The sequence below is a fragment of the Pseudomonas sp. NPDC077451 genome (assembly GCF_044543345.1).
Taxonomy (GTDB): domain Bacteria; phylum Pseudomonadota; class Gammaproteobacteria; order Pseudomonadales; family Pseudomonadaceae; genus Stutzerimonas.
The window spans coordinates 202903-226585 of the sequence record NZ_JBITVX010000004.1 but is presented as its reverse complement, the minus strand read 5'-3'; the positions used below and the strand labels follow the sequence as shown (position 1 = coordinate 226585).

Below are 23683 nucleotides of genomic sequence, written 5' to 3'. Positions count from 1 at the left end.
CTAAATAAACCGATGCCGCCCACCCAGGCTCGGCAACGCGTTACTGCACAACCGTGAAAGGGCCACTCAAGGTCCAGTTAGCCGGGTCTTCTTGCAGCACCCAGCGCCCTTGGCAACCGCCTGAACCCACTTCGCTCGCCTCGATAAACCCGTTGGTTTTCTCAGGACTCGCGACGACGGTGTTGTTGCTCGTACTCATGCTGATTGCGTCAAATTTGGCGAAGGTGAAGCCACCGCTGCCGGCATACCCCTCCAGCTCGCGGGTGGTCCAGCCCGGTTTGCGCACCACGCAGGTGGAGTAGCTGCTCCAGGCGCCCGCTGTATCAGCCTCGGAGATACGCATCTCGAGCAGTTCGCCATCGGCGACCAGGGCGCTGGCATAGGTGCTCTGAGGGGTCAGTATGGTTTTCAGCGAGTAGAAGTAGCCGCCAGCCTCGTAGCCGTACAACTGGTCGCTGCCCTTGTCGTCACGGGTTTTCACCGGGCGAATTGCCACAGCCTGGGTACCCGTGGGCACGCCGACTTTGTTGGCGCTGGTCGAGTCGTAGTAACCGCCGGCCTCGAAGTAGCCAAAGCCGACCACCTGGCCCTGAGCATTGACGAAGGCTTTCAGTACCGCCGGCTTGCCATCGCTGCCGATGATCAGCGTGTTTAGGCTGACGACCAGGGTCTGGCCATCGATCACCACGGTTTGCACCCCGGTTTGCACGTCGAACAGGTAGGCGCCGATATCATTGCCATTGGCATCTATAACGCGGCCGTTCTTCAGGGTGCCAATCACATTACCGGCGTTGTCGACGACTTCCTGCACCTGCAGGGTCTGGATTGCGGCTTGCGTCTCGCCGGGCGGCGCGCTCTGGTCAGCATCGTCACTGTCATCATCACTGGCCGGCGGGACGCTGCTGGGCGGCGCGGCAACGGCCAACCGGCCATAGTCCTGCACGCCACTGAGCGACGCGGAGTAGCTTTGGTAGTTGCTGTGCAGTGCATCGAGAATGGTCGGGATACAGCCTTTGCTGCTCTTTGCCTCGTCGCAAGGCAGCAGAGTCAGCGCGGCGATCAGGCTGCCGCTGACACCCAGTACGACCAAGTACTCGGCCATTGCCTGGCCCCATTGGCACCGCATCAGTGCTCCATCCGATTGAGCAAAATCTGGGTGAAGCCTTGATGGCGCAGCAGCACTACCGAGAACTGTTTGCGCCCCTTGCTGTAGATCAGTGTGGCGTCGTTCTGCTGCTGGGTCTGGTGGTTGGCATGCCAGCCCCCGCGGAGCATTTCGCTTTGGTACCAGCGCAGGTTGTCTTCCAGACTTTCGGTGCTGGCGAGCATCACCTGTTGCCCTTCGCGGCCGCCATCGTCGCTCTGCATGTCGCTGACAACCACGGCATCGGGCGGCATCGGTACGCCACTGCCGAGCACGCGACCGGCCAACGCCTCGACTGGTGGGTTGACCAGCATCAGCCGGCCGATGCTCTTGTCCTGGTGTGCCTGCACCTGAACCAGCATCAGACACGCCTCGCTGATGTGCAGCACCTGCTGCCACTCACCGAAGCGGGTCACGTCCACCGCGCCCTGCCACTTGTTGGTATAGAAGCTGGTAACCGCCGACAGCGGCCCGTCGAGGCTGAAGGCTTTGACGTTCATCGGCTGGTTGTTCCACTGCAACTGATCGGCAATGCTCGCCACGACCATTTCGTCGAGCACCGGGAAATCGTCGAAATCGCAGGCGGCGTGGACCGCTTTGCCGGGCAACAGCCCCAGACAAAAGATGAGGACGCACCGCCATGGACTATTCATTGAAGTAACAGAAGCCGTAATCGCACTTCACCGGGGCTTGCGGGACGGGGGTGATATCGATGGCGGCGAAATCGACATCGCCGAAGGACGGCTCGAAGATGCCGACTACATCGATCACCGCGTTGACCACGGCGTTATCCATCATGGTGCCGATGGCGAAGTCATCGACCCGCTCCTTGAAGTGGTGATCGCCCTGGGCATTCCAGCCATCGGCCAGCACCGCGCTGTTGGCGCGCAGGGTCAGGCTGGTGGGAAGAAAGCCGAACCGAGCGCCGCCTTCTGCGCCGCTACCGGCCAAGTTGACCTGCAGGGCGACGCTGGGGGTGAAGTAGTTCTTGACCGGGTGGGCGACCTGCAGAAAGTCATCATCCTTCTGGATTTTCAGCATGTTCAGGGGCTTCATCAGCAGGTCCATGCCGTCGTTGTAGACAGCCAGCACGTCGTAGGCCACCGAGGGCGTGCCATGGGCCGCCAGGCTGCCGCTGTTCAGGCCGCCGCTGCCAAGCATCTGCTGGCCATTGCTCCAGCGCCACAGCGCATGCTGCGCCTTGTCACCCAGCCCGCTGATGTCGTTGCCAGACAGCAACTCAGGGGTTTTCGTGAAACTCAGCAGGCGCTTCTGTGCGGTGCCGGCGATTTCGCTGTCGCTGCGAAGGGCGATGTCCGTGCCCGGCTCGCCCGTTTCCCCCGGCTGGTTGCCGAGGTCATACCAGACGGTGCGTTCCCAGGCGACATAACGCGCCAGCACCTGGGTCTGGAAGCTCATGTCGAGCAGCTTGCCCAGCGCCGGCACGACGAGAAACAGGGTTAGCAGCACACCGCTGGTCATCACCACGAACTCGGTCATGGCCTGCCCCTGGCAGCGCTTGGGCGTGCAGCCGTAACCGGCATTCATGGGCTGTAGCTCCCGATCTCGCTCAGGGTAGCGTCTCGGGCGGCGCCGCCGACGGTATCGACCACGCCATTGACAACCCTCTCGGCCAGGGGCTTGACCGGCCACGGCACCTTACCCAGGATTTGCGCCTTGGCCGGGTCGACCAGCTGGTTGAGGGTTATGTCGACGACCCAGCGCGCGACGCCCATCACGCCATCGGCCAGGTTCAGGTCCGCGAGCAGCTGGAACGGGTCCAGCTCACCATTGGCGATGCGCCGGGTGATCTCGCTCGGCTCGCGCAGGCGCGCGTCCCAGAACGGGCTGTACTGGCTGGCGACCTCGCCCGTGCTGCGCGGGCTGGCGAAGTAGGTTTCCGCCGAGGACACCGTCATCAGGGCATCGGCTTCGCGCCACAGCACCTCGGCGCCGTCATCGCGGGCGCTGCTGGTCTCCAGCTGGAAGCGATGCAGGTTATTGCCGGCCGAGGCATTCAGGTTGAGCCCATCCGCGCTGTCGGTGGTCGGCACATCGCTCAGGCGCTTGGCCACGGCGATGCTGAACTCGTGGCTGGTGCCCCTGCTGGCGAAAGCCGGATTCAGAGAAAAGAACGCCGGCGGGCCTGCGTAGTTGGTCGACACGTCGGTGGGCAGGGTGCCGTAGGTCTGCATCACGTTGCCCCACAGGTTGGTCACCCGGTGCACTTCATCGAAGACATCACCGTACATACCGTCAGGGCCCGGCTGACTCATACCGGTCTTGCCCCACTGGGCGGCACGGCGCATGGCATCGGCCTGCTCGGCCACAAGTTGGGTGGTCGCCGCGCCTATGGGCATGCCCAGGCTCAGGGTGAAGGGGTCAGGATGGTAAATGCCAAAGCACTGCTTGCCGGCAAAGGGGATCCAGATACACAAATCGACGCCAAGCTTGATGCCCAGGCTGAAGCCCAGGGAGGTCGAATCAAACGAGGTCCAGGCGTAACGTTCGATCTTGTCGTTATTGGAGTTGGTCCGTTCGGGGTTGTAGCGATAGGCCGTGCCGCCGTCGTTGTACGAGCCGGCCTGCAGGGAAAACTGCAGACTGATCACCAGCGGGCCGAGAAAGAACGGCAATTCCGGCGACGTGATGGTCGGCGTCGTTAGCGCAAACGAACGATTGCTCAACCAGTCGTTGCGACCGCCGTTGATCATCGCGGCAAACTGCTTGTAGGCCGTGCGCGCATTGCCATTGGTGGCCGCCGCCGAGTTGGGATCGCTGTAACGCCCAGGACTGGTGTCCACCAGCATCGTGGCCGGGCCATCGCCGCTGCCGAGGAACGAGCTGACGACGTTCTCGCCCACGCCGCCGGCAACCGAGTTGGCAGCCTTGCGCAGGTTTTCGTAGCTGAATTTGTCGCCGTAATAGGTCAGGGTGGTGTTCTGCGCCAGGAAGAAGTAGCCGAGCATGGGGATGTACAGCTCATCGCCGGGGTCCGCCAGGGAACGATTCTGATGCGCCTCCACGACATCCAGCATGCCTTCCATCTGCGCCTCGACGGTCGCCACGGCGAAGGCCTTCTGGAACATCGACAGCGCCATGTTGAAGTAGGAGACGGTGGTCGGGTAGAAGCCAACCATGACATTGGCCACGGAATTTACCCCGGTGCCCAGGGCGATATACGGCGAATACACCGCGTTCAGTACTTCGCTGAAAGACGGCCGCGGCGCTGGAGGCGCAACGACCATCTGGTATGGAGGAAACGAGTTCAGCCACTGCGGGATGTTCTGGTAGCGCTTGGCCCAGGACATCATGGCCACCATCTGACCGATGGACATCTCGTTGGCGACCATCGCCCGGTTGGTATAGGCGATGAAATTCTGATTGCGCGCGAACAGCTTGGCTTGCGAATACACCGCGGCATCGGCGGCGTTCTCCAGCTGCACACGGTCACGGGTGAGGATGCCGTGGTTGTAGACCAACAGCATCGCGACCACAATCATGCCGAGAAACAGCAGGCCGATAATCATCGCCTGGCCGCCCTGGCGCAAAGTGCCCACGAGGCTTAGCGCTACGCCGGGCTTATTACTGGCCGGTCTCGCTTTGTTTGAAGTCGCCCAGGTTATAGGCGTCATTGATCGCTTCAACGCCAGCGGCTGCACCCTTGGTCGCGCCTTGACCGGTGGCGGTACCGCCGCCCAACTCGGCGGCCATATCACCTACTTGGCCGCGCACGGTATCGCCGAACAGGTTGTAGACGACGATCGCGGCAATGGCGATCAGTGCCACTATGATGATGTACTCAGTCATCCCTTGGCCAAGTTGGCGGGCGCGCGTTTTAAAATTCATGGTTCGTTCCAGATAGAGCAGATACATGGGCCTTGCCGGCGGCGCGGGGTTCAGCAGCACATGCAAGTGCCATCAGTATGCTGCTAACCCGAAAGGCGGACTTGACCCTGCGTTGCAGTTTTAAGCCTTTGTGACTGCTGATGACCGTAGTGTTGCCAGGGTGGGCGTGTGATGATGCACGGCACCTGCCCACACAAGTCATGTAGGTATGCCCTGAGACCCACACATGCTGCAGCCCGGCGCTCATAATTCATCAGCCGCAAATGGCCCCCTCGCCCATGACCACTTTGATGTCGGCCAGGTGCACATGCACCAGCAACTTCTGGCCTGGCGTGAGCGGGTTGGCCACGTGATCGATGTGGTGCCGGCAAAGTGGCAACTCGAGCAGCCGTTCCAGGCGGCGATTGACCGTTACCGGCTGGGTGAATGGACACTCACGGACTGCTACAGCGACCCGCTGCTGCTGAGCCGCTCGCTTGCCCGCATCTCCACCGATAACAAGCGCGATTACGTTTTTCAGCTATTTATCAACGGCGGCATCAGCCTCGACCCGAGCAAGGCGCAGAACCTGCGCACGCCCCAGTCGGCCGGCATCCTGCTACTGGACCTCAACCAGCCGTTGCGCATGCAGCGCAGTGCCTGTCGCGTGCTGTCGTTATTCGCCCCCCGGACCTGCGTGGAAAGTCTGTTCCCCAACGCCGAGTCGCTGCATGGCCGGGTCCTGAACTCGACCCACACCGAGGTCGGCAAGCTAATCGAGCACCTGCTGGCACTCGCCCACGAGTTGCCCACGATGCCGCCCCTTGAGGCGCTGGTGGCCCTCGAATACAGCGCCCAATCGCTGCTTGGCGCCTTTACCAAGCAGGCCAAGCTCAGCGGCAACGCAAGGGCCGCCGCGCGTAGCCTGATGTTCAGCCGTGTGCGCCGCTACATACAGCACAACCTGTACAGCGACGAGCTGTCGCCGGAGCGTGTGCTGCTGGATCTAAGGCTGCCGCGGGCCACGGTCTATCGCCTGTTGGAACATGAAGGCGGGCTCGCGGCCTATATCCTGCGCTGCCGCTTGCGCGAAGCCGCCGAACAGCTGCTCAAATGCCCGCAGACACCAGTGCTGGATATTGCCTACAGCCTGGGATTTGGCAGTGCCTCGGATTTCACCCGTGCCTTTCGCCGGGTGCATGACATGGCGCCGCGCGACTTTCGCATCAACGCCCTGCAGCTCAGCCTATCGACGCCGCCATAAGTGCGACCTTTGCCGCGAATCGCGTAAGCGTCACCGACTCCAAGTCATATAGCCGAGTCAGCCGGCCGTGGGTTTTCGGGAAACCGATAGAGCGCATAGAGACTGACACACAGCGCGCCGAGCAGGTACCAGGCCGGCACCATCAGGCTGCCCGTTGCGTGAATAAGCCAGGTGACGATAAACGGGCAAAAACCGCCAAACAGCGTGACGCCGACGCTGTACATGATCGAGGTGCCCGTCGCCCGCTCCTGCACTGCGAACGCCTCGACCATCATCACCGTCATGACCGCGTTATTGCCCATCAGCAAGGCGCTGTAACCGGCGATCAGCAGAATCGAGGCAACCTCCCGAACGCCCTCTACCAGCAGCGCAAAGACAGGGAAGAGCAAAAGCATGCTCGCCAGCATCGTGGCATATTGAGTGGGTTTTCTGCCTACCTGGCGGTCGGCCAGGCGCGCCAGCAACGGCAAGGTGATGACAATCGCCAGGCTGGACGCGCAAGCCGAGAGCAGGCTCACCCCCGATGACAGTCCAAGGCTCCTGACCAAGTAGGTCGGCATGTAATACACCAGTAGATAGATCCCCGAGGTCGGCGCTGCCATCAAGGCAATGCCGAGGCAAAGCGTGCGTACACGCTGGGTGAGGACCCGCTTGAGGGAGGGCCGCTGGGGCGCAGTGCTGGCCTGTTCGATCAAGTGATAACGCAAGTACCAGCCCACCGGCCCGAGCAGCAGGCCGAGGATAAAGGGCAAGCGCCAGCCCCACGCCAGCATCGCGTCAGGAGACAGCGAGAAGGTCAGTGCCGCCCCCACCAAAGCGCCGAGCAAGGCTGCCAGCACCTGGCTGGAGGAACGCCAGCTGACGATAAAACAGCGCTGGGCACGCGGCGCCAGCTCCATTAGCACCACCGAGGCCACGCCGATTTCCCCACCGGCGGCAAAGCCCTGAATCAGCCGCGCACCGACCATTAGCAGCATGGCGCTGACGCCAATGGCGTCATAGGTCGGAGCAAAGGCAATAACCCCAGTGCCCAGCAGCATCAGGGCAATGGACAGCAGCAACGCTGGCTTGCGCCCTTTTCGGTCAGCCAGATGACCAATCAGCAAGGCTCCGATCGGACGCAACGCAAAGCCGGCCCCGAAGGTCAAAAGGGATAACAGCAGCGATGCCATTGGATTGTCAGCGGGGAAAAACAGCTTTCCGATGATCACGGCAGAAAAGCTGTATACCGTGAAGTCGTACGTGATCAGCCCGTTGCCGATCGCAGCAGCCCAAATAACGCGCCAGGGCATTGCTGGCACCGCCTCACCGCCCACTGAATGACTCATGTCTCAGCCTAACGCAAAAGCCAAATGATCCATGGCCGGATGTGACGATTACCACCACCAAGTGAGCATGACTGTTCCCAGCCATTGACGCGACAGACTGCCGCAAGGCATCGGGACCTTACCAGAGGGGTGTCGAACTACCTATTCCGCTGCGTTCCGCCATCTTCGAAGCAGCCTCGTTAACCGCGCAGCGCGTCAGCGCTTATGACGTCGCAGCCACTCGCGGGCTACCTGCCCCATGGTTTTGGATGTTCCATCCTTTATCCAGCCCATAAAATCACGGTCGAACTTGAAATCGGGCCCGCAAGCCTCGGCCATGAACCTTCGTACGTTCTGCGTGTTTCTATAGCTGGCGGTTACCACTGTTTCGTTCGTTATCTGATCGCTATGCCAGTCGAAATGGGTCATCGCTTTGCCTTTTATTGTTCGCACGCCAAACAGGCCGTAGGTTCCAACAGGAGTACACGAAACAGGTTTATCGCTGTCGCTCTAGCGACACGTTACCGCCTGCAAAGCCCACTGCATCTAGCGCGAAGGCTTCCGCAAACGGCCGTCACCCATAACATTGTTCGAATCACTTCCGTCCATCTCCCGATAGCCGAAACCATCGGTCGATGGAGCGCAAGCGGAAACAAGCTGGTCTAGGCTTCATGCACGCCAAATCCAGGAGAACGAGCATGTTGACCACATTGCTTCCAGTACTTCGAGACTTGGAGTTGCCGTTGCGTCTGCGGCTTTGGGACGGCAACGAGATCGATCTCGGGCCCGCCCCCAGCGTGACACTGGAGATCAAAGACCCCAACCTGATTCCGCAGCTGGCCCATCCCAGCCTGGCCTTGCTTGGCGGCGCTTACGTCGAGGGCAAGGTCGATCTCCACGGCCCGCTGGAAGAGGTGATCCGCATCGGCGACGAGATCAGCCGGGCACTGGGCGGCTCACATTCCGCGCCGCCTGTGCGTGAAGCCCACGATAAGGCCACCGACGCCGAGGCCATCTCCTACCATTACGACCTTTCGAATGAGTTCTACCAGCTCTGGCTGGACCGCGACATGGTCTATTCCTGCGGCTATTTCGAGACGGGGAATGAAGATCTCGACCAGGCGCAACAGGCCAAGCTGCAGCATCTGTGTCGCAAGCTGCGACTGAAACCCGGCGACCGTCTCCTCGATGTCGGTTGCGGCTGGGGCGGCCTGGCGCGTTTTGCGGCGCGCGAGTATGGCGCGCAGGTGCTCGGCATCACACTCAGCCGTGAGCAGCTGAAGTTAGGGCGCGAGCGGGTCGCCGCTGAGGGGCTTGAAGATCAGGTGCAGCTGGAATTGATGGACTACCGCGATCTGGCCACCGAGGGCCAGTTCGACAAGGTAGTCAGTGTCGGCATGTTCGAGCATGTCGGTCACGAGAACATGCCGCTGTACTGCAAGCAATTATCAGAGGTGGTCAGGCCGGGTGGGCTGGTGCTCAACCATGGCATCACCTCGCGTCATATCGACGGCCGGCCCGTGGCCCATGGGGCTGGCGAGTTCATCGACCGCTACGTCTTTCCCCATGGCGAGCTGCCGCATCTGGTGAAGATCAGCGCCTGCATCAGCGAGTCAGGACTGGAAATCGTCGATGTGGAAAGCCTGCGCCTGCATTACGCGCGCACGCTGCAATTCTGGAGTGAGCGGCTGGAGGCGCGGCTGGACGAGGCGCAGCGGATGGTCCCCGAGCGAGCGCTGCGTATCTGGCGGGTTTATCTTGCGGGCTGTGCCTACGGCTTCCGACGCAACTGGATCAACCTGCATCAGATCCTGGCGAGCAAGCCGCTGCCGGATGGCTCCCACGAACTGCCCTGGTCGCGGGCTGATATCTACCGATAGTTATTCTGCTCGATCGCATTCTTGAACAAGGGTCGATCAACGATGGCAGCCAGTCAGGGCGGCGATCTGCGGCCCCGAGGCAGATCCGGGATCACCATTCGCCGCGGGTCGCGCCTCCACAGCTTATGCATAAGAGCTGAAGTGAGAGGCCCGCCCTCGGGGCGAAGCGTTGCTTTTATCGGCGACCTGGCGCCCTCAGCGCAGCAACAACAGCGGCGTGGTGGCGGAGCGGATCATGCTGGTGGTGGTGCTGCCGACGAGGAACTGGCGAATGCGCGAATGTCCGTAGGCGCCCATCACCAGCAGGCCGATGTTGTGCTCGGCCTGATAGGCATGCAGCGTAGGTTCGACTTCGCCGGCACGGATAGCGATGTGCACCTCGAACCCGGCCGCCACCAGCGCATCGCGCGCAGATTCCAACAGGGTGCGGCTGTCGCCGGTATCCTCGCCGACCATCACCAGATGGATCGGTATGCCTTTGAACAGCGGGCTGGAGGCCAGCATCTCGACGCCCTTGCGCGTGGTGGCGCTCCCGTCGAAGGCGAGCATGACGCTGGTGGGCACAGAGAAGCTCGCCGGGGTGACCAGGATCGGCCGGTGCAGGGTGCGGATCACGCTCTCCAGCTGGCTGCCGATGAGTTGCAGGTCGGTGCCGCTGTCCTCGCCCTGCTTGCCGATCACCAATAGACGGATATCGGATTCCAGATCACGCAGGCTTTCCACCAGATCGCCGTGACGCTGACGCACTTCCGGTTGCGCGACGCCCGCGCCGACGACGCGATGTTTGGCCGCGTCGAGCATCATCCGACCTTCTTCGAGCGCTAGTTTGCTGCGCTTTTCATCCAGCGCGGCGAGTTCTTCGAGCAGGTATTCGCGGCTGCCGAGACCGATGATGCCGCTGAGGTTGCCGGTCGCCGGGTACTGCTGCTGATCGAGCACGTGCAGCAGGGTCAGCGGTGCATCCAGCTGGCGGCTGGCCCAGGCGGCGCAATCGCAGACGGCTGAGGCCTGAGGGGAGCCGTCGATGCAAGCCATTACGTTGTTCATTGTTGTTCTCCTGGTCAGTGGCTCATCAGCTTGTCGATGGCTTCAGGTTTATCGTGGACACCGAAGCGGTCGACGATGGTCGCGCTGGCTTCGTTCAATCCCAGCACCTCGACCTCGGTGCCTTCCCGGCGGAGTTTGACGACGACCTTGTCGAGCGCCGCAACGGCGGTGATGTCCCAGAAATGGGCATGGGTCAGGTCGATGATGATGCGGGAAAGCGCTTCCTTGAAGTCGAAAGCGGCGGTGAATTTGTCCGAGGAGCTGAAGAACACCTGGCCCGTGACCCGGTAGGTGCGCTGGTTGCCTTCGGCATCCAGTTCCGAGCCGATGTGCAGGTAATGCCCGACCTTGTTGGCAAAGAACAGCGCCGCCAGCAGCACGCCAGCCAGCACGCCGTACGCCAGGTTATGGGTAAAGACCACCACCACGACGGTCACCACCATGACGATATTGGTGGAGAGCGGGTAGCGCTTGAGGTTGCGCAGCGAGTCCCAGCTAAAGGTGCCGATGGAGACCATGATCATCACGGCAACCAGCGCCGCCATGGGGATCTGACCGACCCAGTCACTGAGGAACACCACCATCAGCAGCAGCACGACGCCGGCGATCAGGGTCGACAGTCGGGTGCGGCCGCCGGATTTCACGTTGATCACTGACTGGCCGATCATCGCGCAGCCAGCCATGCCACCAAACAGTCCGGAGACGATATTGGCGACGCCCTGGCCTTTGCATTCGCGGTTCTTGTCGCTGCCGGTATCGGTCAGGTCATCGACGATAGTCGCCGTCATCAGCGACTCCAGCAGGCCGACCACGGCCAGCGCGGCTGAGTACGGGAAGATGATCGCCAGGGTTTCGAAGGTCAGCGGCACTTCGGGCCAGAGGAAGATCGGCAGGGTGTCCGGCAGGTCGCCCATGTCGGCCACGGTGCGGATATCCAGACCCATGTACATGGCGACGGCGGTCAACGCGAGGATGCACACCAGCGGTGACGGAATGATCCGCCCGATCTTCGGCACATAGGGGAACAGGTAGATGATGCCCAGCCCGGCGGCGGTCATGGCGTAGACGTGCCAGGTGACGTTCGTCAGCTCCGGCAGCTGCGCCATGAAAATCAGAATCGCCAGCGCGTTGACGAAGCCGGTGACCACCGAACGCGAGACGAAGCGCATCAGCGAGCCGAGGCGCAGGTAACCGGCGCCGATTTGCAGCACGCCGCACAACAATGTGGCCGCCAGCAGGTACTGCAAACCGTGTTCGCGCACCAGCGTCACCATCAGCAGCGCCATGGCGCCCGTGGCTGCCGAGATCATGCCCGGCCGGCCGCCGACGAAGGCAATCACGACCGCGATACAGAAGGAGGCGTACAGGCCCACCCGCGGATCGACACCGGCAATGATCGAGAAGGCAATCGCTTCCGGGATCAATGCCAGAGCGACGACGAGACCGGCGAGCACGTCGCCACGGATGTTGCAGAGCCAGTTTTGTTTCAGTGAATGAAGCATGGTGATTTCCGGAGCAAAGGCATCACCGGCAGGCCGGGGCGGCACGCGGTTGATACAAGGCTAGTTTCTGATTTCGATTAACGTGCGATTCGCGCACATGCGACGTGCGCGCAGCCGTGTGCGCCTGCATCCGATTACAAGCGATCGCGGCAAGGCGGGGGCATTGCGCTAAGGCGGACTGGGCAACCAAATCATGTGACAGGTCTTACTCGGTGGCGGGCTTCGACAGCTCGAAGCCGCTGAAAACAGGCCGCGGATGATAGCGCAGCAAGCCGTCTGGCGCGACCCACAGCGGCCGTCAGAGCCTCCGCCGTCGCGCCCGACGCGCCCTACGGATCTGGTCGAGTGCCTCCAAATCCGGCATGACCGGCCTACCGCCAGAAGTCATCGAGGTTGCCGAAGCCCCACTGCGCAGGATCTTCCCGGCCCACGATGCGGTCGTTCGCACCCGGCCGAGACAGGTCCAGGTCCAGCTGCTGAATTGGCGTCTTGGCCTTCGCCGAGAAGAACACCCGTACCAGCGGTTCGGTGAGTTTTTCCGGGTGCTGGTCGATCACCACGCCGAGCCGGCCGGATTCCAACCGCACCAAGGAGCCGAGCGGATAGATGCCCACCGAGCGCACAAACGCGTGAAACACCTGGGTATCGAAGTGGCCAGTCCATTGCGCCATGCGGGCCAGCGACTCCGCCGGGTTCCATGCCTTTTTATAAGGACGGTTGGAGGTGATGGCGTCGTATACATCGCAGACCGCACCCATCCGCGCGAACAGGCTGATGGCCTCGCCTTGCAAGCGATGCGGATAGCCGCTGCCGTCGAATTTCTCGTGGTGGTGCAAGCAGACGTCCAGTGCGGATGCGGGAATTGCTCCTGCCGCCAGCAGCAGCGCATGCCCCCGCTCTGGATGGCTGCGCATCACGGCGAATTCGGCATCCGTCAGGCTGCCGGGTTTGTTCAGTACCTCCACTGGCATGGCCATCTTGCCTACATCGTGTAACAACCCCGCCAGCCCGGCCTCACGCACGGCGTCTTCGCTCAGGCCGAGCTGCCGGGCCAGCGAAACCATCAGGGCGCAAACGGCCACCGAGTGCATATAGGTGTATTCGTCCTTGTGCTTGAGCCGCGCCAGGCCGATCAGCGCCGAGCTGTTGCGCGCCAACGAGTCGCTGATCTCCGCCACCAACGGCAGGCAGCTTTCGACGCTGATCGCATTGCCCAGCCGTGCCTCGTTGAACAGTTCGGTGATCGCCTTCTTCGAACGGTTGAGCACTCGGGCAGCGCGCTGCAGTTCATCACGCGCACTGCAGCGCGCCACAACCGGAGCGGTAGGCGCTTCAGGCGGAGGAGCCGAGGCCGGCGTCGTGGACAGCACCACCGCCGGATCGACGACATCGACGCCCTTGCTAGGGTCGATCCAAACGGCCGTCAGCCCGCTCTGGTGCAGACGCTGCACATCTTCAGGATCGTCGAGGATGAACTTATTTTTCCAGAACGGATGCGAAAGCCAGCTGCCTTCGAATGCGTGGAGATACATGCCTAAACGCACCGCATCGGCAGGAATCTTCTTCAGCATGGGCACCTCGAGGCGATACGAAACAAGGAGCTGGCCACCTTGCCGAGGTGGCCACTACTGACAGTAGCGTCCTTGCTGATCGAGCAACTCGATAAAGTCGCGCGTTGGCATCATAGTGCCTCTATCAGGATAACTGTACAACATGAAATATATGTACAGCCTTTTCGTCACAGGACATGCGCTGCATTACCATGCGGCATCACTACCCGAGCCGACCATGCCAGCCCAGACCAGCCGCTACCGCGTCGCCCTGATTACCTCGCTTATTCTGGCCGGGCTACTGCTGAGCATGTATTGGGCCGGGCGCATCGCCGAGCAACGCGCCTGGACCGAGCGCAGCCAGGAGGCCGCTGGCCAGCTCGAGCTATATGCCCAAGCGATCCACACCCAGGTGCAACGCTTCCGCTCGGTGCCCGCGCTGCTGGCGCTCGACAGTGACATTCAGGCGCTGCTGAACAACCCCAGCGACCAAGCCCTGCGTGAGCAGCTCAATCATCGGCTGGAGGAGCAGAATCAGGCCGCAGGCTCCTCGGTGCTGTACCTGCTCGACCGCCATGGCGAAACCCTGGCGGCCAGCAACTGGCGCGACTGGAGCAGCTTCGTCGGCAACAACTACGCCTTCCGGCCCTATTTCATCGATGCGGTAACCAACGACTCGGGCCGCTACTTCGCAGTCGGCGTGACCACCGGCATCCCCGGCTATTTCCTCTCCAGTTCGGTCAAGGATGCCAACGGCGAGGTGATCGGCGTTCTGGTGGTCAAGCTCGAACTCGAAGACATGCAGCGGGAATGGGTCGGGCAGTCCGGCATCCTGCTGATTTCCGACTCGCTGGACATCGTCATCCTGACCAACCGTCCGGCCTGGCGCTTCCGTTACCTGCGCCCGCTCAGCGACGCCGTGCGCGACCGCCTCGTCGCGGTCCGCCGCTACGCCGAACAGAACCTGCAGCCGCTGGCCAGCGAAAGCCTGCAGCGTATCGCCGATAACAGCGAGCGACGCCTGGTCGACGGCCCCGATGGCCGCCGCGACTACCTCTGGCAACGCCTGGCTCTACCGGAAGAAGACTGGACCCTGCACCTATTGCAGGAGCCGCAACTGGTGGCCGCCAACGTCCGCAGCTATCGCCTGGCCGCGGCGGGCGTCTGGATGACGCTCGCGTTCCTGCTCTTGTACCTGGCCCAGCGGCGCAAGACCCTGCGTGTGGAGCGACGCAGCCGAAACGAGCTGGAGCGCCTGGTAGAGGAACGTACCCGCGAGCTGAACACGGCACAGGATGAACTGGTGCATGCCGCGCGCATGGCCGCGCTGGGGCAGATGTCAGCCGCCCTCGCCCACGAAATCAACCAGCCACTGACCGCCCTGCGCATGCAACTGGCCAGCCAGCGGTTGCTGCTGGACAGCGGCCGCACCGACGCTGTGCGCGAAGGCATCGGCCAGGTCGAAGGCCTGCTCGAACGCATGGCCGCGCTGACCAGTCACCTGAAGACCTTCGCGCGCAAGAGCCCCGCCGGGCTGCGCCAACGATTGAGCCTGGCCGAGGTACTGGACCAGGCGCTGCAATTGCTCGGCCCGCGCATTCGCAGCGAACGCGTCGAGGTGATCTGTCAGGTACCGCTTGAGGCCTGGGTCAATGGCGATGCGATTCGCCTGGAGCAGGTACTGATCAACCTGCTGACCAACGCGCTGGACGCCATGAGCAATGCCGAGACCAAAACGTTGCGCATCCTCTGCCAGCCGCAGGGCGGCGGCTGGACGCTGAGTGTCGCCGACAGCGGTGGTGGCATCGCTGATGAGCATCTGGATCAGGTCTTCGAGCCGTTCTTCACCACCAAACCGGTCGGCCACGGGCTCGGCCTCGGCCTTGCCGTCTCCTACGGCATCGTGCGCGACCTTGGCGGCAGCCTCAGCGTGCACAACGATGCGCAGGGCGCCGTATTCGAGCTGCATCTGCCGGCGGCCGAATCGCATGGCGACGAGTAGACTGGCCACTCACAGGAGGAGTGAAACATGAGCGGTCAGGTGATCTTCATCGATGACGAAGCGGCGATTCGCCAGGCGGTGCAGCAGTGGCTGGAGCTGTCGGGCTTCAGTGTGCGTACCTGCGCACGCGCCCAGGAAGCCCTGGCCATCGTCGACCGGGGCTTTCCCGGTGTGCTGATCAGCGATGTGCGCATGCCGGACCTGGACGGCCTTGGCCTGCTGGAGAAGCTGGTGGCGCTGGACCCGGAGCTGCCGGTGATCATGGTGACCGGCCACGGCGATGTGCCGATGGCGGTCCAGGCGCTGCGCCAGGGCGCCTACGACTTCATCGAGAAACCCTTCACCCCGGAGCGCCTGCTCGACAGTGTCCGTCGCGCCCAGGATAAGCGCCGGCTGGTCTGCGAGAACCGGCAGTTGCGGGAACAGTTCACCCGCAAAGGCCGCATCGAATCGATGCTGCTGGGCGTCTCGCGGACCATGGAGAACCTTCGCCGCCAGGTGCTGGAGCTGGCGGGCACGGACGTCAACGTACTGATTCGCGGCGACACCGGGAGCGGCAAGGAGCAGGTTGCGCGCTGCCTGCATGATTTCAGCCCGCGGGCGCGCAACCCCTTCGTCGCGCTCAATTGCGCGGCGATTCCGGAAACCATCTTCGAAAGCGAGTTATTCGGCCACGAGAGCGGCGCGTTCACCGGCGCCCAGGGCAAACGCATCGGCCGCATCGAGCACGCCCACGGCGGTACCCTGTTTCTCGACGAGATTGAGAGCATGCCGCTGGCCCAGCAGGTCAAGCTGCTGCGCGTCCTGCAGGAAAAAACGCTGGAACGGCTGGGCTCGAACCGCAGCATCGAGGTCGACCTGCGCGTGATCAGCGCGTCCAAGCCGGACCTGCTGGAAGAGGTGCGTGGCGGGCGCTTCCGTGAGGATCTGCTGTACCGCCTGAACGTCGCGGAACTGCACATCCCGCCGCTGCGTGATCGCCGCGAGGACATTCCCCTGTTGTTCGATCACTTTGCCACCCAAGCCGCACAACGCCACGGCCGCGATCCGGTCCCAGCCAGCCCGGCCGAACTGGCGCAGCTGCTCACCCACGACTGGCCCGGCAACGTGCGCGAACTGATCAACGCCGCCGAGCGCCACGCCCTTGGCCTGACGCCACCTCCACCCGCCACGCCCCCGACAGCCATCACCGGCACGTCACTGGCCGACCAGATGGAAGCCTTCGAAGCCCAGTGCCTGCACAGCGCCCTGCAACAGCACAAAGGCAACATCAGCGAAGTCATGGCGCAACTGCAGCTGCCCCGCCGCACCCTCAACGAAAAGATGCAACGCCACGGGCTGAGCCGCAGCGATTACCTGCCGGCGGGAAGCAGCGAAAGCTGACCCTCGCACTCTCCGATAGGCGCAGTTGCAGGAAATTCGCCCGCGACCGTCGGTCGCCGCTGGGGCACGAGACCCTTGACTCGCAACAGCGATTCAAGGTTTCCTGAAACCGGTTTCAGAGCCAGACAATAAAACCAACAAACAGGTTTACCGCCCGTGAATTCCTTTTCCGCCGCCCAGCGCAGCCGCGTGACAATGCTCGATGTTGCCGAGCGCGCCGGGGTGTCCAAGGCCAGTGTCTCGCGCTTTATTGGCGAAGACCGCGACCTGCTTTCCGATGAGATCGCTCGGCGGATCGAGCAGGCGATCGCAGAGCTGGGATATCGACCGAACCAGATGGCCCGCGGTCTCAAGCGCGGTCGCACCCGGCTGATCGGCATGCTGGTGGCCGACATCCGCAACCCCTATTCGATTGCCGTGATGCACGGTGTGGAAACCGCCTGCCGGCGTCATGGCTACAGCCTGGTGGTGTGCAACACCGATCGCGACGACGAGCAGGAACGCCAGCATCTGGCGCTGCTGCGCGCCTACAACATCGAAGGCTTGATCGTGAACACCCTCGGCCACCACCGGGACGAGCTGCTGGAGCTGCATCAGGAAATGCCACTGGTACTGGTCGACCGCAAGGTCGATCGGCTCGACAGCGACCTGGTCGGCCTGGACAACCCGGCCGCCGTCGACATGGCTCTCGATCACCTCGAGCAGCGCGGTTACCGCGACCTGCTGCTGGTCACCGAGCCGGTCGACGGCACCAGCTCGCGCATCGAACGGGTCGAGCGTTTCAACGCCAGCATCGAGCAGCGTCCCGCGCTACGCGGCGCCGTTGTGGAAACCTCCGACCGCTTCGCCGCACGCATCGAAACCTTTCTGGCCGGGCCGGACTACGGTCCCAAAGCATTGTTCTGCGCCAACGGCGTCGCCGCGCTGGCAACTACTCAGGCGCTGCGCGAGCTGGGCTGCAACCTGTTCGACGATGTTGGCCTGCTCGCCCTCGACGATCTCGACTGGTACCCCTTGGTAGGCAGCGGCATCAGCGCCCTGGCGCAACCCACTACCGAGATTGGCGCCAGCGCGTTCGACTGTCTGCTCAAGCGGCTGCGCGGCGACAGTGGACCAGCGCGCACCCTCGATTTCCCGGCGCGACTGATAGAGCGCGGATCGACACGCGGCCCGCAACGCTGACAGTAGGAGGTCTCGTACGACGAGGCCTTGACCGATGCGTGTTTTTTTAAGCAAACCTGAAACCGGTTTCAGAGGAGCACAACAATGCATAAACCACCCGTCTCCATCAGCCTCTCCAGTTACGGTGCCGACCTGGTGCGCGCGTGCGGTCAGGGCAGCTTCGTCGATCTGCTGGCCGACGCCGGCGCCTCGCGGATCGAATGGCGCGAGGAATTGCTGACCACCGAAAATGCCGCCGAACTGGCCGCTGCCGCCCGGACCAAGGGGCTGCGCAGCATCTTTTCGTCGCCGCTGGAGCTGTGGCTCGCCGACCAGCCCGCGCCCAATTCCGCCCTGCTGACGGCGCTGCGGCGCGCCGAGGCCTTTGGGTCGAGCTGGCTGAAGGTCTCCCTCGGCCATTTCAGCGAGGCCCACGACCTGTCGGCCCTGGCCGCTGCACTCGCCGGAAGCCCGGTGCAGTTGCTGGTCGAGAATGACCAGACCTCGCAAGGCGGGCGGATCGAGCCCTTGCAGTGCTTCTTCTCGGCGGTCGAACAACGGGGCCTGCCCATCGGCATGACGTTCGACATCGGCAACTGGCAATGGCAGGACCAGTCGGCGCCGGTCGCCGCCCGCCAGCTCGGCCGACACGTGACCTATGTGCACTGCAAGGCGGTGACGCGCCGCCCGGACGGCAAGCTCGTTGCCATCCCACCCGTCATGGCCGACTTGCCGCTGTGGGAGCAGTTGCTCGAGCAGATGCCGGCCGGCGTGATGCGCGCCGCCGAGTACCCGCTGCAAGGCGATGACCTGCTGCAACTGACCTCTGAACACGTCGCCCTCCTGTCCCGCCTGGGGCAGCCGCATCGGGAGGCCGCCCATGTCTGAGTTCGACGTATTGTCCTTCGGCGAAACCATGGCGATGCTGGTGGCCGAGCAGACCGGTGACCTGGCCAGCGTCGAGCGATTTCACAAGCGCATCGCCGGGGCCGACAGCAACGTCGCCATCGGTTTGTCGCGGCTGGGCTTTAAGGTGGCCTGGCTGAGCCGGGTCGGTGCCGACTCCCTCGGCCGCTTCGTGTTGCAGACGCTGGAAAACGAAGGCCTGGATTGTCGCCACGTGGCGGTCGACGCGGCCCACCCCACCGGGTTTCAGTTCAAGTCCCGCAGCGACGATGGTAGCGACCCGCAGGTCGAGTATTTCCGCCGCGGCTCGGCGGCCAGCCACCTATCGATCGACTCCATCGCGCCGGCGCTGCTCGAGGCCCGCCACCTGCATGCCACCGGCATCGTCCCGGCGCTGTCGATCACCGCCCGCGAGATGGCCTTCGAACTGATGACGCGCATGCGCGACGCCGGGCGCAGCCTGTCCTTCGACCCCAACCTGCGGCCCAGTCTGTGGGACAGCGAGTCGACCATGATCCGCGAGATCAACCGCCTCGCCGCCCTCGCCCATTGGGTCCTGCCCGGGCTCGCCGAGGGCCGCGTGCTGACCGGCTTCGACGATCCGGCCGACATCGCCGCCTTCTATCTGGATCAGGGCGCCAACGCGGTAGTGATCAAGCTTGGCGCAGAGGGCGCCTACTACCGCACGGCCGACGCGCAAGGCTTCGTCGCTGCGGTGCCGGACGTTCAGGTAGTGGACACCGTCGGCGCCGGCGATGGCTTCGCTGTCGGTCTGATCAGCGCACTGCTGGAAAAGCGCAGCCTGGACGAGGCGGTGCAGCGCGCCAACTGGATCGGCAGCCGAGCGGTACAGAGCCGCGGCGACATGGAGGGACTGCCGACCCGCCTTGAATTATCGGCGGAATTCGCGGGCCTCGATTGCGAGCAGACCAGCGCCTCCCAGGCGACGGGCTAGGCAGGAGCCGACGCTCGATAAAGGCCCGAGACACACCTACACACACCTGCTGCAGACAAAAACAACAAGCTCAGGAGTCATGACATGCAAACGCGCAACCTCGCCACCCGCCGCTGGTGGTACATCATGCCCATCGTCTTCATCACCTACAGCCTGGCCTACCTGGACCGGGCCAACTACGGGTTCGCCGCCGCCTCGGGCATGGCCGAAGACCTGATGATCACCCCAGGGATGTCGTCACTGCTTGGCGCGCTGTTCTTCCTCGGCTACTTCTTCTTCCAGGTACCCGGCGCGATCTACGCGCAGAAGCGCAGCGTTAAGAAACTCATCTTCGTCAGCCTAATCCTCTGGGGCTCGCTGGCGACCCTGACGGGCATGGTCTCCAACGCCTACTGGCTGATCGTGATCCGCTTCATGCTCGGCGTGGTCGAGGCCGCGGTGATGCCGGCCATGCTGGTCTACCTGTGCCACTGGTTCACCCGCGCCGAACGTTCGCGCGCCAATACCTTTCTGATTCTCGGCAATCCGGTGACCATGCTGTGGATGTCGGTGGTCTCCGGTTATCTGGTGGAGCAATTCGACTGGCGCTGGATGTTCATCATCGAAGGGCTGCCAGCGGTGTTCTGGGCCTTCATCTGGTGGCGCCTGGCAGACGACCGCCCGGCCCAGGCCAACTGGCTCAACGAGCGGGAGAAGCAGGACCTGGAAAACGCACTGGCCGCCGAACAGGTCGGCATCAAAGCGGTGAAGAACTACGCCGAGGCCTTCCGCTCGCCCAACGTGATCATCCTGGCCTTGCAGTTCTTTTGCTGGAGCATCGGTGTCTATGGCTTCGTACTGTGGCTGCCGTCGATCCTCATGGCCGGTCAGCAAATGGACATGGTCGAGGCCGGCTGGCTGTCGGCGCTGCCCTACCTGGCGGCGGTGATCGCCATGCTGCTGGTGTCCTGGGCGTCGGACAAGGTGCAAAAACGCAAGCGCTTCGTCTGGCCGCCGCTGCTGATCGCCTCTATCGCCTTCTACGCGTCGTACTTGCTCGGCGCCGAGCACTTCTGGTGGTCCTATAGCCTGCTGGTGATCGCCGGGGCCTGCATGTACGCACCCTACGGGCCGTTTTTTGCCATCGTGCCGGAAATCCTTCCGGCGAACGTGGCCGGTGGCGCCATGGCACTGATCAACAGCATGGGCGCGCTGGGCTCGTTCGGCGGCTCCTACCTGGTGGGCTACCTCAACGGCTCCACCGGCTCGCCCAGCATGTCCTTCCTGCTGATGAGCGGCGCGCTGCTGCTGTCGGTGGTGCTGACCCTGGCCCTCAAACCCGGCGCCAGCGACCGTACAGCGCCGGCAACCGCAACGCCCCTTTCTGCCACCGCTCGCCCCTGATTCGAGGACTCTCATGAAAAAGCACATCGTGTTGTACAAGACGCTGTCCGCGCCGCTGATGGCGCGCCTACAGGCGCGGGCCGAAGTCACCCTCATCGAGCGTCTCGATGCCCAGGGCCTGGCGCAGCTACGCGACGCCCTGCCCAGCGCCCACGGTCTGCTAGGTGCAAGCCTCAGGCTGGATGCGTCACTGCTGGATCTGGCGCCGGAGCTGCAAGCTGTAGCCAGCGTCTCGGTGGGCGTCGATAACTACGACATCGACTACCTGACCGAACGTCGCATCCTGCTCAGCAACACCCCGGACGTGCTGACCGAAACCACCGCCGACACCGGCTTCGCGCTGATCCTGACGACCGCTCGGCGAGTCGTGGAGCTGGCGAACATGGTCCGCGCCGGGCAGTGGCAACAGAACATCGGGCCTCGGCATTTCGGCAGCGATGTGCATGGCAAGACGCTGGGCATCATCGGCATGGGGCGCATCGGCGAAGCCCTCGCCCAGCGCGGGCATTTCGGTTTCGGCATGCCGGTGATCTACCACAGCCACTCGCCTAATCCGGCAGCCGAGCAGCGTTTCGGAGCGGGCTATCGCAGCCTCGAGGCACTGTTGCGGGAGGCGAATTTCATCTGCCTGACCTTGCCGCTGACCGCCGAAACCCATGGCCTGATCGGGGCGTCAGCGTTCGAGCAGATGCGCCCTGAGAGCATCTTCATCAACATTTCCCGCGGAAAGGTGGTCGACGAGGCGGCACTGATTGAGGCCCTGCGCAACGGCCAGATTCGCGGCGCCGGGCTGGATGTATTTGAGCAGGAACCGCTGAGTGCGGATTCGCCGCTGTTACAACTGGACAATGTGGTGGCGACCCCGCATATGGGTTCGGCCACCCACGAGACGCGGGAGGCGATGGCGTGCTGTGCGGTGGAAAATCTGCTAGCCGCGCTGGCGGGCGAATGGCCGGAGAACCTGGTGAACCCTGGGGCGTGGCGGGGCTGAGTGTTACCTCTGGCATTGATAACGGTGGGCTGAAGCGCAACGCCGTGCGGCCCATCCTACGGAGTTTCGGATGAGGCGAAACGAAACGGTGCTATGACACGCCCGCCCCGCCCAGCTCATCCAAACGCTGCTGCAAAAAGCGCTTTTCCGGATCCAGCTGGGCCAAGGCCAACGCGGTTCGGTAGGCCTCGCGGGCCTCGTCCAGACGGCCCAGTTGGCGACAAAAATCAGCGCGGCCCGCGTGCAGCAGATGGTAGTCACGCAGTTCGCCGCGGGCCAGCAACCTGTCGATGGCGGCCAGCCCGACCGTGGCACCGTCACGCATCGCCAGCGCCACCGCGCGATTGAGCTCGATGACCGGCGACGGGCTGATGCGCAGCAACAGGTCATAGAGCCCGACAATCTGCGCCCAATCCGTCTCAGCTGAAGAGGCGGCCTCGGCGTGTACGGCGACGATGGCGGCCTGAACGGTGTAAGGGCCGAAGCGCCTGGAGGCAAGCGCACGCCGCACCAGCGCGGCACCTTCGGCGATCTGCGACTGATTCCAGCGGCTGCGGTCCTGCTCGTCGAGGCGCACCAGCTCGCCGGCCTCATCGGTACGCGCGGCGCGACGCGAGTCGTGCAGCAGCATCAGCGCCAGCAACCCCATCAGCTCGGGGTCCGGCAACAGTTCGAGCAGCAGACGACCGAGACGGACGGCCTCCGCGCTGAGGTCTGCACGGGTCAGCTCGCTGCCGCTGGAGGCGGAATAACCTTCGTTGAAGACCAGATAGATCACCCGCAACACGTTATCCAGTCGAGCCGGCAGCTCTTCGCGTGTGGGCACCCGGTAGGGAATTCTCGCGTCGCGGATCTTCTGCTTGGCCCGCACGATGCGCTGGGCAATGGTGCTGGGGGAGGCGAGAAAGGCTCGCGCGATCTCTTCGGTCTTGAGATCGCAGACCTCACGCAGCGTCAGCGCCACCTGCGCATCGCCCGGTAACGCCGGGTGGCAGCAGGTGAAGATCAGTCGCAAGCGATCGTCCTCAAGGTCTTCACGTTCCCATTCGGGTTCATCGCGGCCGTCCAGCTGATCGGCCAACAGGCTCAGGGATGCGTCGAAACGCGCACGCCGGCGCAGCCCATCGATGGCCTTGAAGCGACCGGCGGACACCAGCCAGGCACGGGGATTGGACGGCAAACCATCATGCGGCCACTGCTGCACCGCCGCGATAAAGGCGTCATGCAGGGCCTCCTCGGCCAGCTCGAAATCACCCAGCAAGCGAATCAGCGTCGCCAACACCCGCCGCGATTGAGTGCGGTAAAGAATGTCGATTTCAGCCAGCGTCGGCCCGTTACCGACATGATCGGTTGCTGTCGGCCTGCCCCGCTCAGGCATCG

At 63.3% G+C, this 23683-nt stretch carries 20 protein-coding genes; 9 read left to right on the top strand and 11 right to left on the bottom strand.

The window, feature by feature from the left end; translation table 11 throughout:
• Positions 1–40: 40 nt before the first annotated feature.
• From ACIGHL_RS09400 to ACIGHL_RS09380, 5 genes are read right to left on the bottom strand one after another with little or no spacing between them, the layout of a single operon-like run.
• On the bottom strand, positions 41–1126 hold the full coding sequence (locus ACIGHL_RS09400) for a hypothetical protein (protein WP_128119653.1): 1086 nt from the start codon (positions 1124–1126) through the stop codon (positions 41–43).
• Positions 1126–1797: a hypothetical protein gene (locus tag ACIGHL_RS09395; protein WP_128119654.1), complete on the bottom strand. Its 672-nt coding sequence runs from the start codon at positions 1795–1797 to the stop codon at positions 1126–1128. The genes ACIGHL_RS09400 and ACIGHL_RS09395 overlap by 1 nt, the downstream gene beginning before the upstream one ends.
• The gene (locus tag ACIGHL_RS09390; protein ID WP_128119655.1) at positions 1790–2692 is read right to left on the bottom strand and encodes a hypothetical protein; all 903 of its coding nucleotides are present in this window, start codon (positions 2690–2692) and stop codon (positions 1790–1792) included. Before ACIGHL_RS09390 ends, ACIGHL_RS09395 begins: the two co-directional genes overlap by 8 nt.
• A complete protein-coding gene (locus ACIGHL_RS09385) occupies positions 2689–4674 on the bottom strand; it encodes a hypothetical protein (protein ID WP_216707011.1) in 1986 nt (661 codons plus the stop codon). Before ACIGHL_RS09385 ends, ACIGHL_RS09390 begins: the two co-directional genes overlap by 4 nt.
• Positions 4675–4729: 55 nt before the next feature.
• Positions 4730–5020 carry a pilus assembly protein gene (locus ACIGHL_RS09380; protein ID WP_128119657.1) on the bottom strand — a complete coding sequence of 97 codons (291 nt, stop codon included), beginning with the start codon at positions 5018–5020 and terminating at the stop codon, positions 4730–4732.
• A 280-nt stretch (positions 5021–5300) separates the two neighbouring features.
• Between ACIGHL_RS09380 and ACIGHL_RS09375 the strand changes: the two genes are divergently transcribed.
• Positions 5301–6236 carry an AraC family transcriptional regulator gene (locus ACIGHL_RS09375; protein ID WP_241509061.1) on the top strand — a complete coding sequence of 312 codons (936 nt, stop codon included), beginning with the start codon at positions 5301–5303 and terminating at the stop codon, positions 6234–6236.
• A 44-nt stretch (positions 6237–6280) separates the two neighbouring features.
• Here the strand turns inward: ACIGHL_RS09375 and ACIGHL_RS09370 are convergent, their stop codons facing one another.
• Together ACIGHL_RS09370 and ACIGHL_RS09365 are read right to left on the bottom strand one after the other, a co-directional pair.
• The gene (locus ACIGHL_RS09370; RefSeq protein WP_241509063.1) at positions 6281–7564 is read right to left on the bottom strand and encodes an MFS transporter; all 1284 of its coding nucleotides are present in this window, start codon (positions 7562–7564) and stop codon (positions 6281–6283) included.
• Between the two features lie 195 nt (positions 7565–7759).
• Positions 7760–7972: a DUF6434 domain-containing protein gene (locus tag ACIGHL_RS09365; RefSeq protein WP_128119659.1), complete on the bottom strand. Its 213-nt coding sequence runs from the start codon at positions 7970–7972 to the stop codon at positions 7760–7762.
• Between the two features lie 269 nt (positions 7973–8241).
• Between ACIGHL_RS09365 and cfaB the strand changes: the two genes are divergently transcribed.
• The gene (gene cfaB / locus ACIGHL_RS09360; RefSeq protein WP_128119660.1) at positions 8242–9423 is read left to right on the top strand and encodes a C17 cyclopropane fatty acid synthase CfaB; all 1182 of its coding nucleotides are present in this window, start codon (positions 8242–8244) and stop codon (positions 9421–9423) included.
• Positions 9424–9618: 195 nt separating this feature from the next.
• On the opposite strand, the gene ACIGHL_RS09355 is transcribed toward cfaB, so the two are convergent.
• The 3 genes from ACIGHL_RS09355 to ACIGHL_RS09345 form a co-directional block, all read right to left on the bottom strand.
• The gene (locus tag ACIGHL_RS09355; protein WP_128119661.1) at positions 9619–10470 is read right to left on the bottom strand and encodes a universal stress protein; all 852 of its coding nucleotides are present in this window, start codon (positions 10468–10470) and stop codon (positions 9619–9621) included.
• Between the two features lie 14 nt (positions 10471–10484).
• The gene (locus tag ACIGHL_RS09350) at positions 10485–11972 is read right to left on the bottom strand and encodes a SulP family inorganic anion transporter (RefSeq protein ID WP_128119662.1); all 1488 of its coding nucleotides are present in this window, start codon (positions 11970–11972) and stop codon (positions 10485–10487) included.
• A 371-nt stretch (positions 11973–12343) separates the two neighbouring features.
• Complete coding sequence (locus tag ACIGHL_RS09345) at positions 12344–13543, bottom strand: HD-GYP domain-containing protein (RefSeq protein ID WP_128119663.1); 1200 nt, start codon at positions 13541–13543, stop codon at positions 12344–12346.
• Between the two features lie 217 nt (positions 13544–13760).
• Here ACIGHL_RS09345 and ACIGHL_RS09340 point away from each other — a divergent pair, with 217 nt between their 5' ends.
• The 7 genes from ACIGHL_RS09340 (at position 13761) to ACIGHL_RS09310 (ending at position 22303) form a co-directional block, all read left to right on the top strand.
• Positions 13761–15524: a sensor histidine kinase gene (locus tag ACIGHL_RS09340; protein ID WP_216707243.1), complete on the top strand. Its 1764-nt coding sequence runs from the start codon at positions 13761–13763 to the stop codon at positions 15522–15524.
• Positions 15525–15551: 27 nt separating this feature from the next.
• Positions 15552–16907 (top strand): sigma-54-dependent transcriptional regulator, encoded by a 1356-nt coding sequence (locus tag ACIGHL_RS09335; RefSeq protein WP_216707012.1) that lies wholly within the window; start codon positions 15552–15554, stop codon positions 16905–16907.
• A 156-nt stretch (positions 16908–17063) separates the two neighbouring features.
• Positions 17064–18089: a LacI family DNA-binding transcriptional regulator gene (locus tag ACIGHL_RS09330; protein WP_128119664.1), complete on the top strand. Its 1026-nt coding sequence runs from the start codon at positions 17064–17066 to the stop codon at positions 18087–18089.
• An 84-nt stretch (positions 18090–18173) separates the two neighbouring features.
• The gene (locus tag ACIGHL_RS09325; protein WP_128119665.1) at positions 18174–18956 is read left to right on the top strand and encodes a TIM barrel protein; all 783 of its coding nucleotides are present in this window, start codon (positions 18174–18176) and stop codon (positions 18954–18956) included.
• On the top strand, positions 18949–19929 hold the full coding sequence (locus ACIGHL_RS09320) for a sugar kinase (RefSeq protein WP_128119666.1): 981 nt from the start codon (positions 18949–18951) through the stop codon (positions 19927–19929). Before ACIGHL_RS09325 ends, ACIGHL_RS09320 begins: the two co-directional genes overlap by 8 nt.
• 84 nt (positions 19930–20013) lie before the next feature.
• Complete coding sequence (locus ACIGHL_RS09315) at positions 20014–21312, top strand: MFS transporter (protein ID WP_216707013.1); 1299 nt, start codon at positions 20014–20016, stop codon at positions 21310–21312.
• Positions 21313–21325: 13 nt separating this feature from the next.
• A complete protein-coding gene (locus ACIGHL_RS09310; RefSeq protein ID WP_128119668.1) occupies positions 21326–22303 on the top strand; it encodes an NAD(P)-dependent oxidoreductase in 978 nt (325 codons plus the stop codon).
• A 91-nt stretch (positions 22304–22394) separates the two neighbouring features.
• Here the strand turns inward: ACIGHL_RS09310 and ACIGHL_RS09305 are convergent, their stop codons facing one another.
• Positions 22395–23681 (bottom strand): RNA polymerase sigma factor, encoded by a 1287-nt coding sequence (locus ACIGHL_RS09305; RefSeq protein WP_241509065.1) that lies wholly within the window; start codon positions 23679–23681, stop codon positions 22395–22397.
• Positions 23682–23683: the final 2 nt, after the last annotated feature.

What these genes read in the sequence shown, in the direction of transcription:
- ACIGHL_RS09400 (WP_128119653.1), bottom strand. Translation starts at nt 1,126, where the DNA reads ATGCGGTGCCAATGGGGCCAGGCAATGGCCGAGTACTTGGTCGTACTG.
- ACIGHL_RS09395 (WP_128119654.1), bottom strand. Translation starts at nt 1,797, where the DNA reads ATGAATAGTCCATGGCGGTGCGTCCTCATCTTTTGTCTGGGGCTGTTG.
- ACIGHL_RS09390 (WP_128119655.1), bottom strand. Translation starts at nt 2,692, where the DNA reads ATGAATGCCGGTTACGGCTGCACGCCCAAGCGCTGCCAGGGGCAGGCC.
- ACIGHL_RS09385 (WP_216707011.1), bottom strand. Translation starts at nt 4,674, where the DNA reads ATGATTATCGGCCTGCTGTTTCTCGGCATGATTGTGGTCGCGATGCTG.
- ACIGHL_RS09380 (WP_128119657.1), bottom strand. Translation starts at nt 5,020, where the DNA reads ATGTATCTGCTCTATCTGGAACGAACCATGAATTTTAAAACGCGCGCC.
- ACIGHL_RS09375 (WP_241509061.1), top strand. Translation starts at nt 5,301, where the DNA reads ATGCACCAGCAACTTCTGGCCTGGCGTGAGCGGGTTGGCCACGTGATC.
- ACIGHL_RS09370 (WP_241509063.1), bottom strand. Translation starts at nt 7,564, where the DNA reads ATGAGTCATTCAGTGGGCGGTGAGGCGGTGCCAGCAATGCCCTGGCGC.
- ACIGHL_RS09365 (WP_128119659.1), bottom strand. Translation starts at nt 7,972, where the DNA reads ATGACCCATTTCGACTGGCATAGCGATCAGATAACGAACGAAACAGTG.
- cfaB (WP_128119660.1), top strand. Translation starts at nt 8,242, where the DNA reads ATGTTGACCACATTGCTTCCAGTACTTCGAGACTTGGAGTTGCCGTTG.
- ACIGHL_RS09355 (WP_128119661.1), bottom strand. Translation starts at nt 10,470, where the DNA reads ATGAACAACGTAATGGCTTGCATCGACGGCTCCCCTCAGGCCTCAGCC.
- ACIGHL_RS09350 (WP_128119662.1), bottom strand. Translation starts at nt 11,972, where the DNA reads ATGCTTCATTCACTGAAACAAAACTGGCTCTGCAACATCCGTGGCGAC.
- ACIGHL_RS09345 (WP_128119663.1), bottom strand. Translation starts at nt 13,543, where the DNA reads ATGCTGAAGAAGATTCCTGCCGATGCGGTGCGTTTAGGCATGTATCTC.
- ACIGHL_RS09340 (WP_216707243.1), top strand. Translation starts at nt 13,761, where the DNA reads ATGCCAGCCCAGACCAGCCGCTACCGCGTCGCCCTGATTACCTCGCTT.
- ACIGHL_RS09335 (WP_216707012.1), top strand. Translation starts at nt 15,552, where the DNA reads ATGAGCGGTCAGGTGATCTTCATCGATGACGAAGCGGCGATTCGCCAG.
- ACIGHL_RS09325 (WP_128119665.1), top strand. Translation starts at nt 18,174, where the DNA reads ATGCATAAACCACCCGTCTCCATCAGCCTCTCCAGTTACGGTGCCGAC.
- ACIGHL_RS09320 (WP_128119666.1), top strand. Translation starts at nt 18,949, where the DNA reads ATGTCTGAGTTCGACGTATTGTCCTTCGGCGAAACCATGGCGATGCTG.
- ACIGHL_RS09315 (WP_216707013.1), top strand. Translation starts at nt 20,014, where the DNA reads ATGCAAACGCGCAACCTCGCCACCCGCCGCTGGTGGTACATCATGCCC.
- ACIGHL_RS09310 (WP_128119668.1), top strand. Translation starts at nt 21,326, where the DNA reads ATGAAAAAGCACATCGTGTTGTACAAGACGCTGTCCGCGCCGCTGATG.
- ACIGHL_RS09305 (WP_241509065.1), bottom strand. Translation starts at nt 23,681, where the DNA reads ATGCCTGAGCGGGGCAGGCCGACAGCAACCGATCATGTCGGTAACGGG.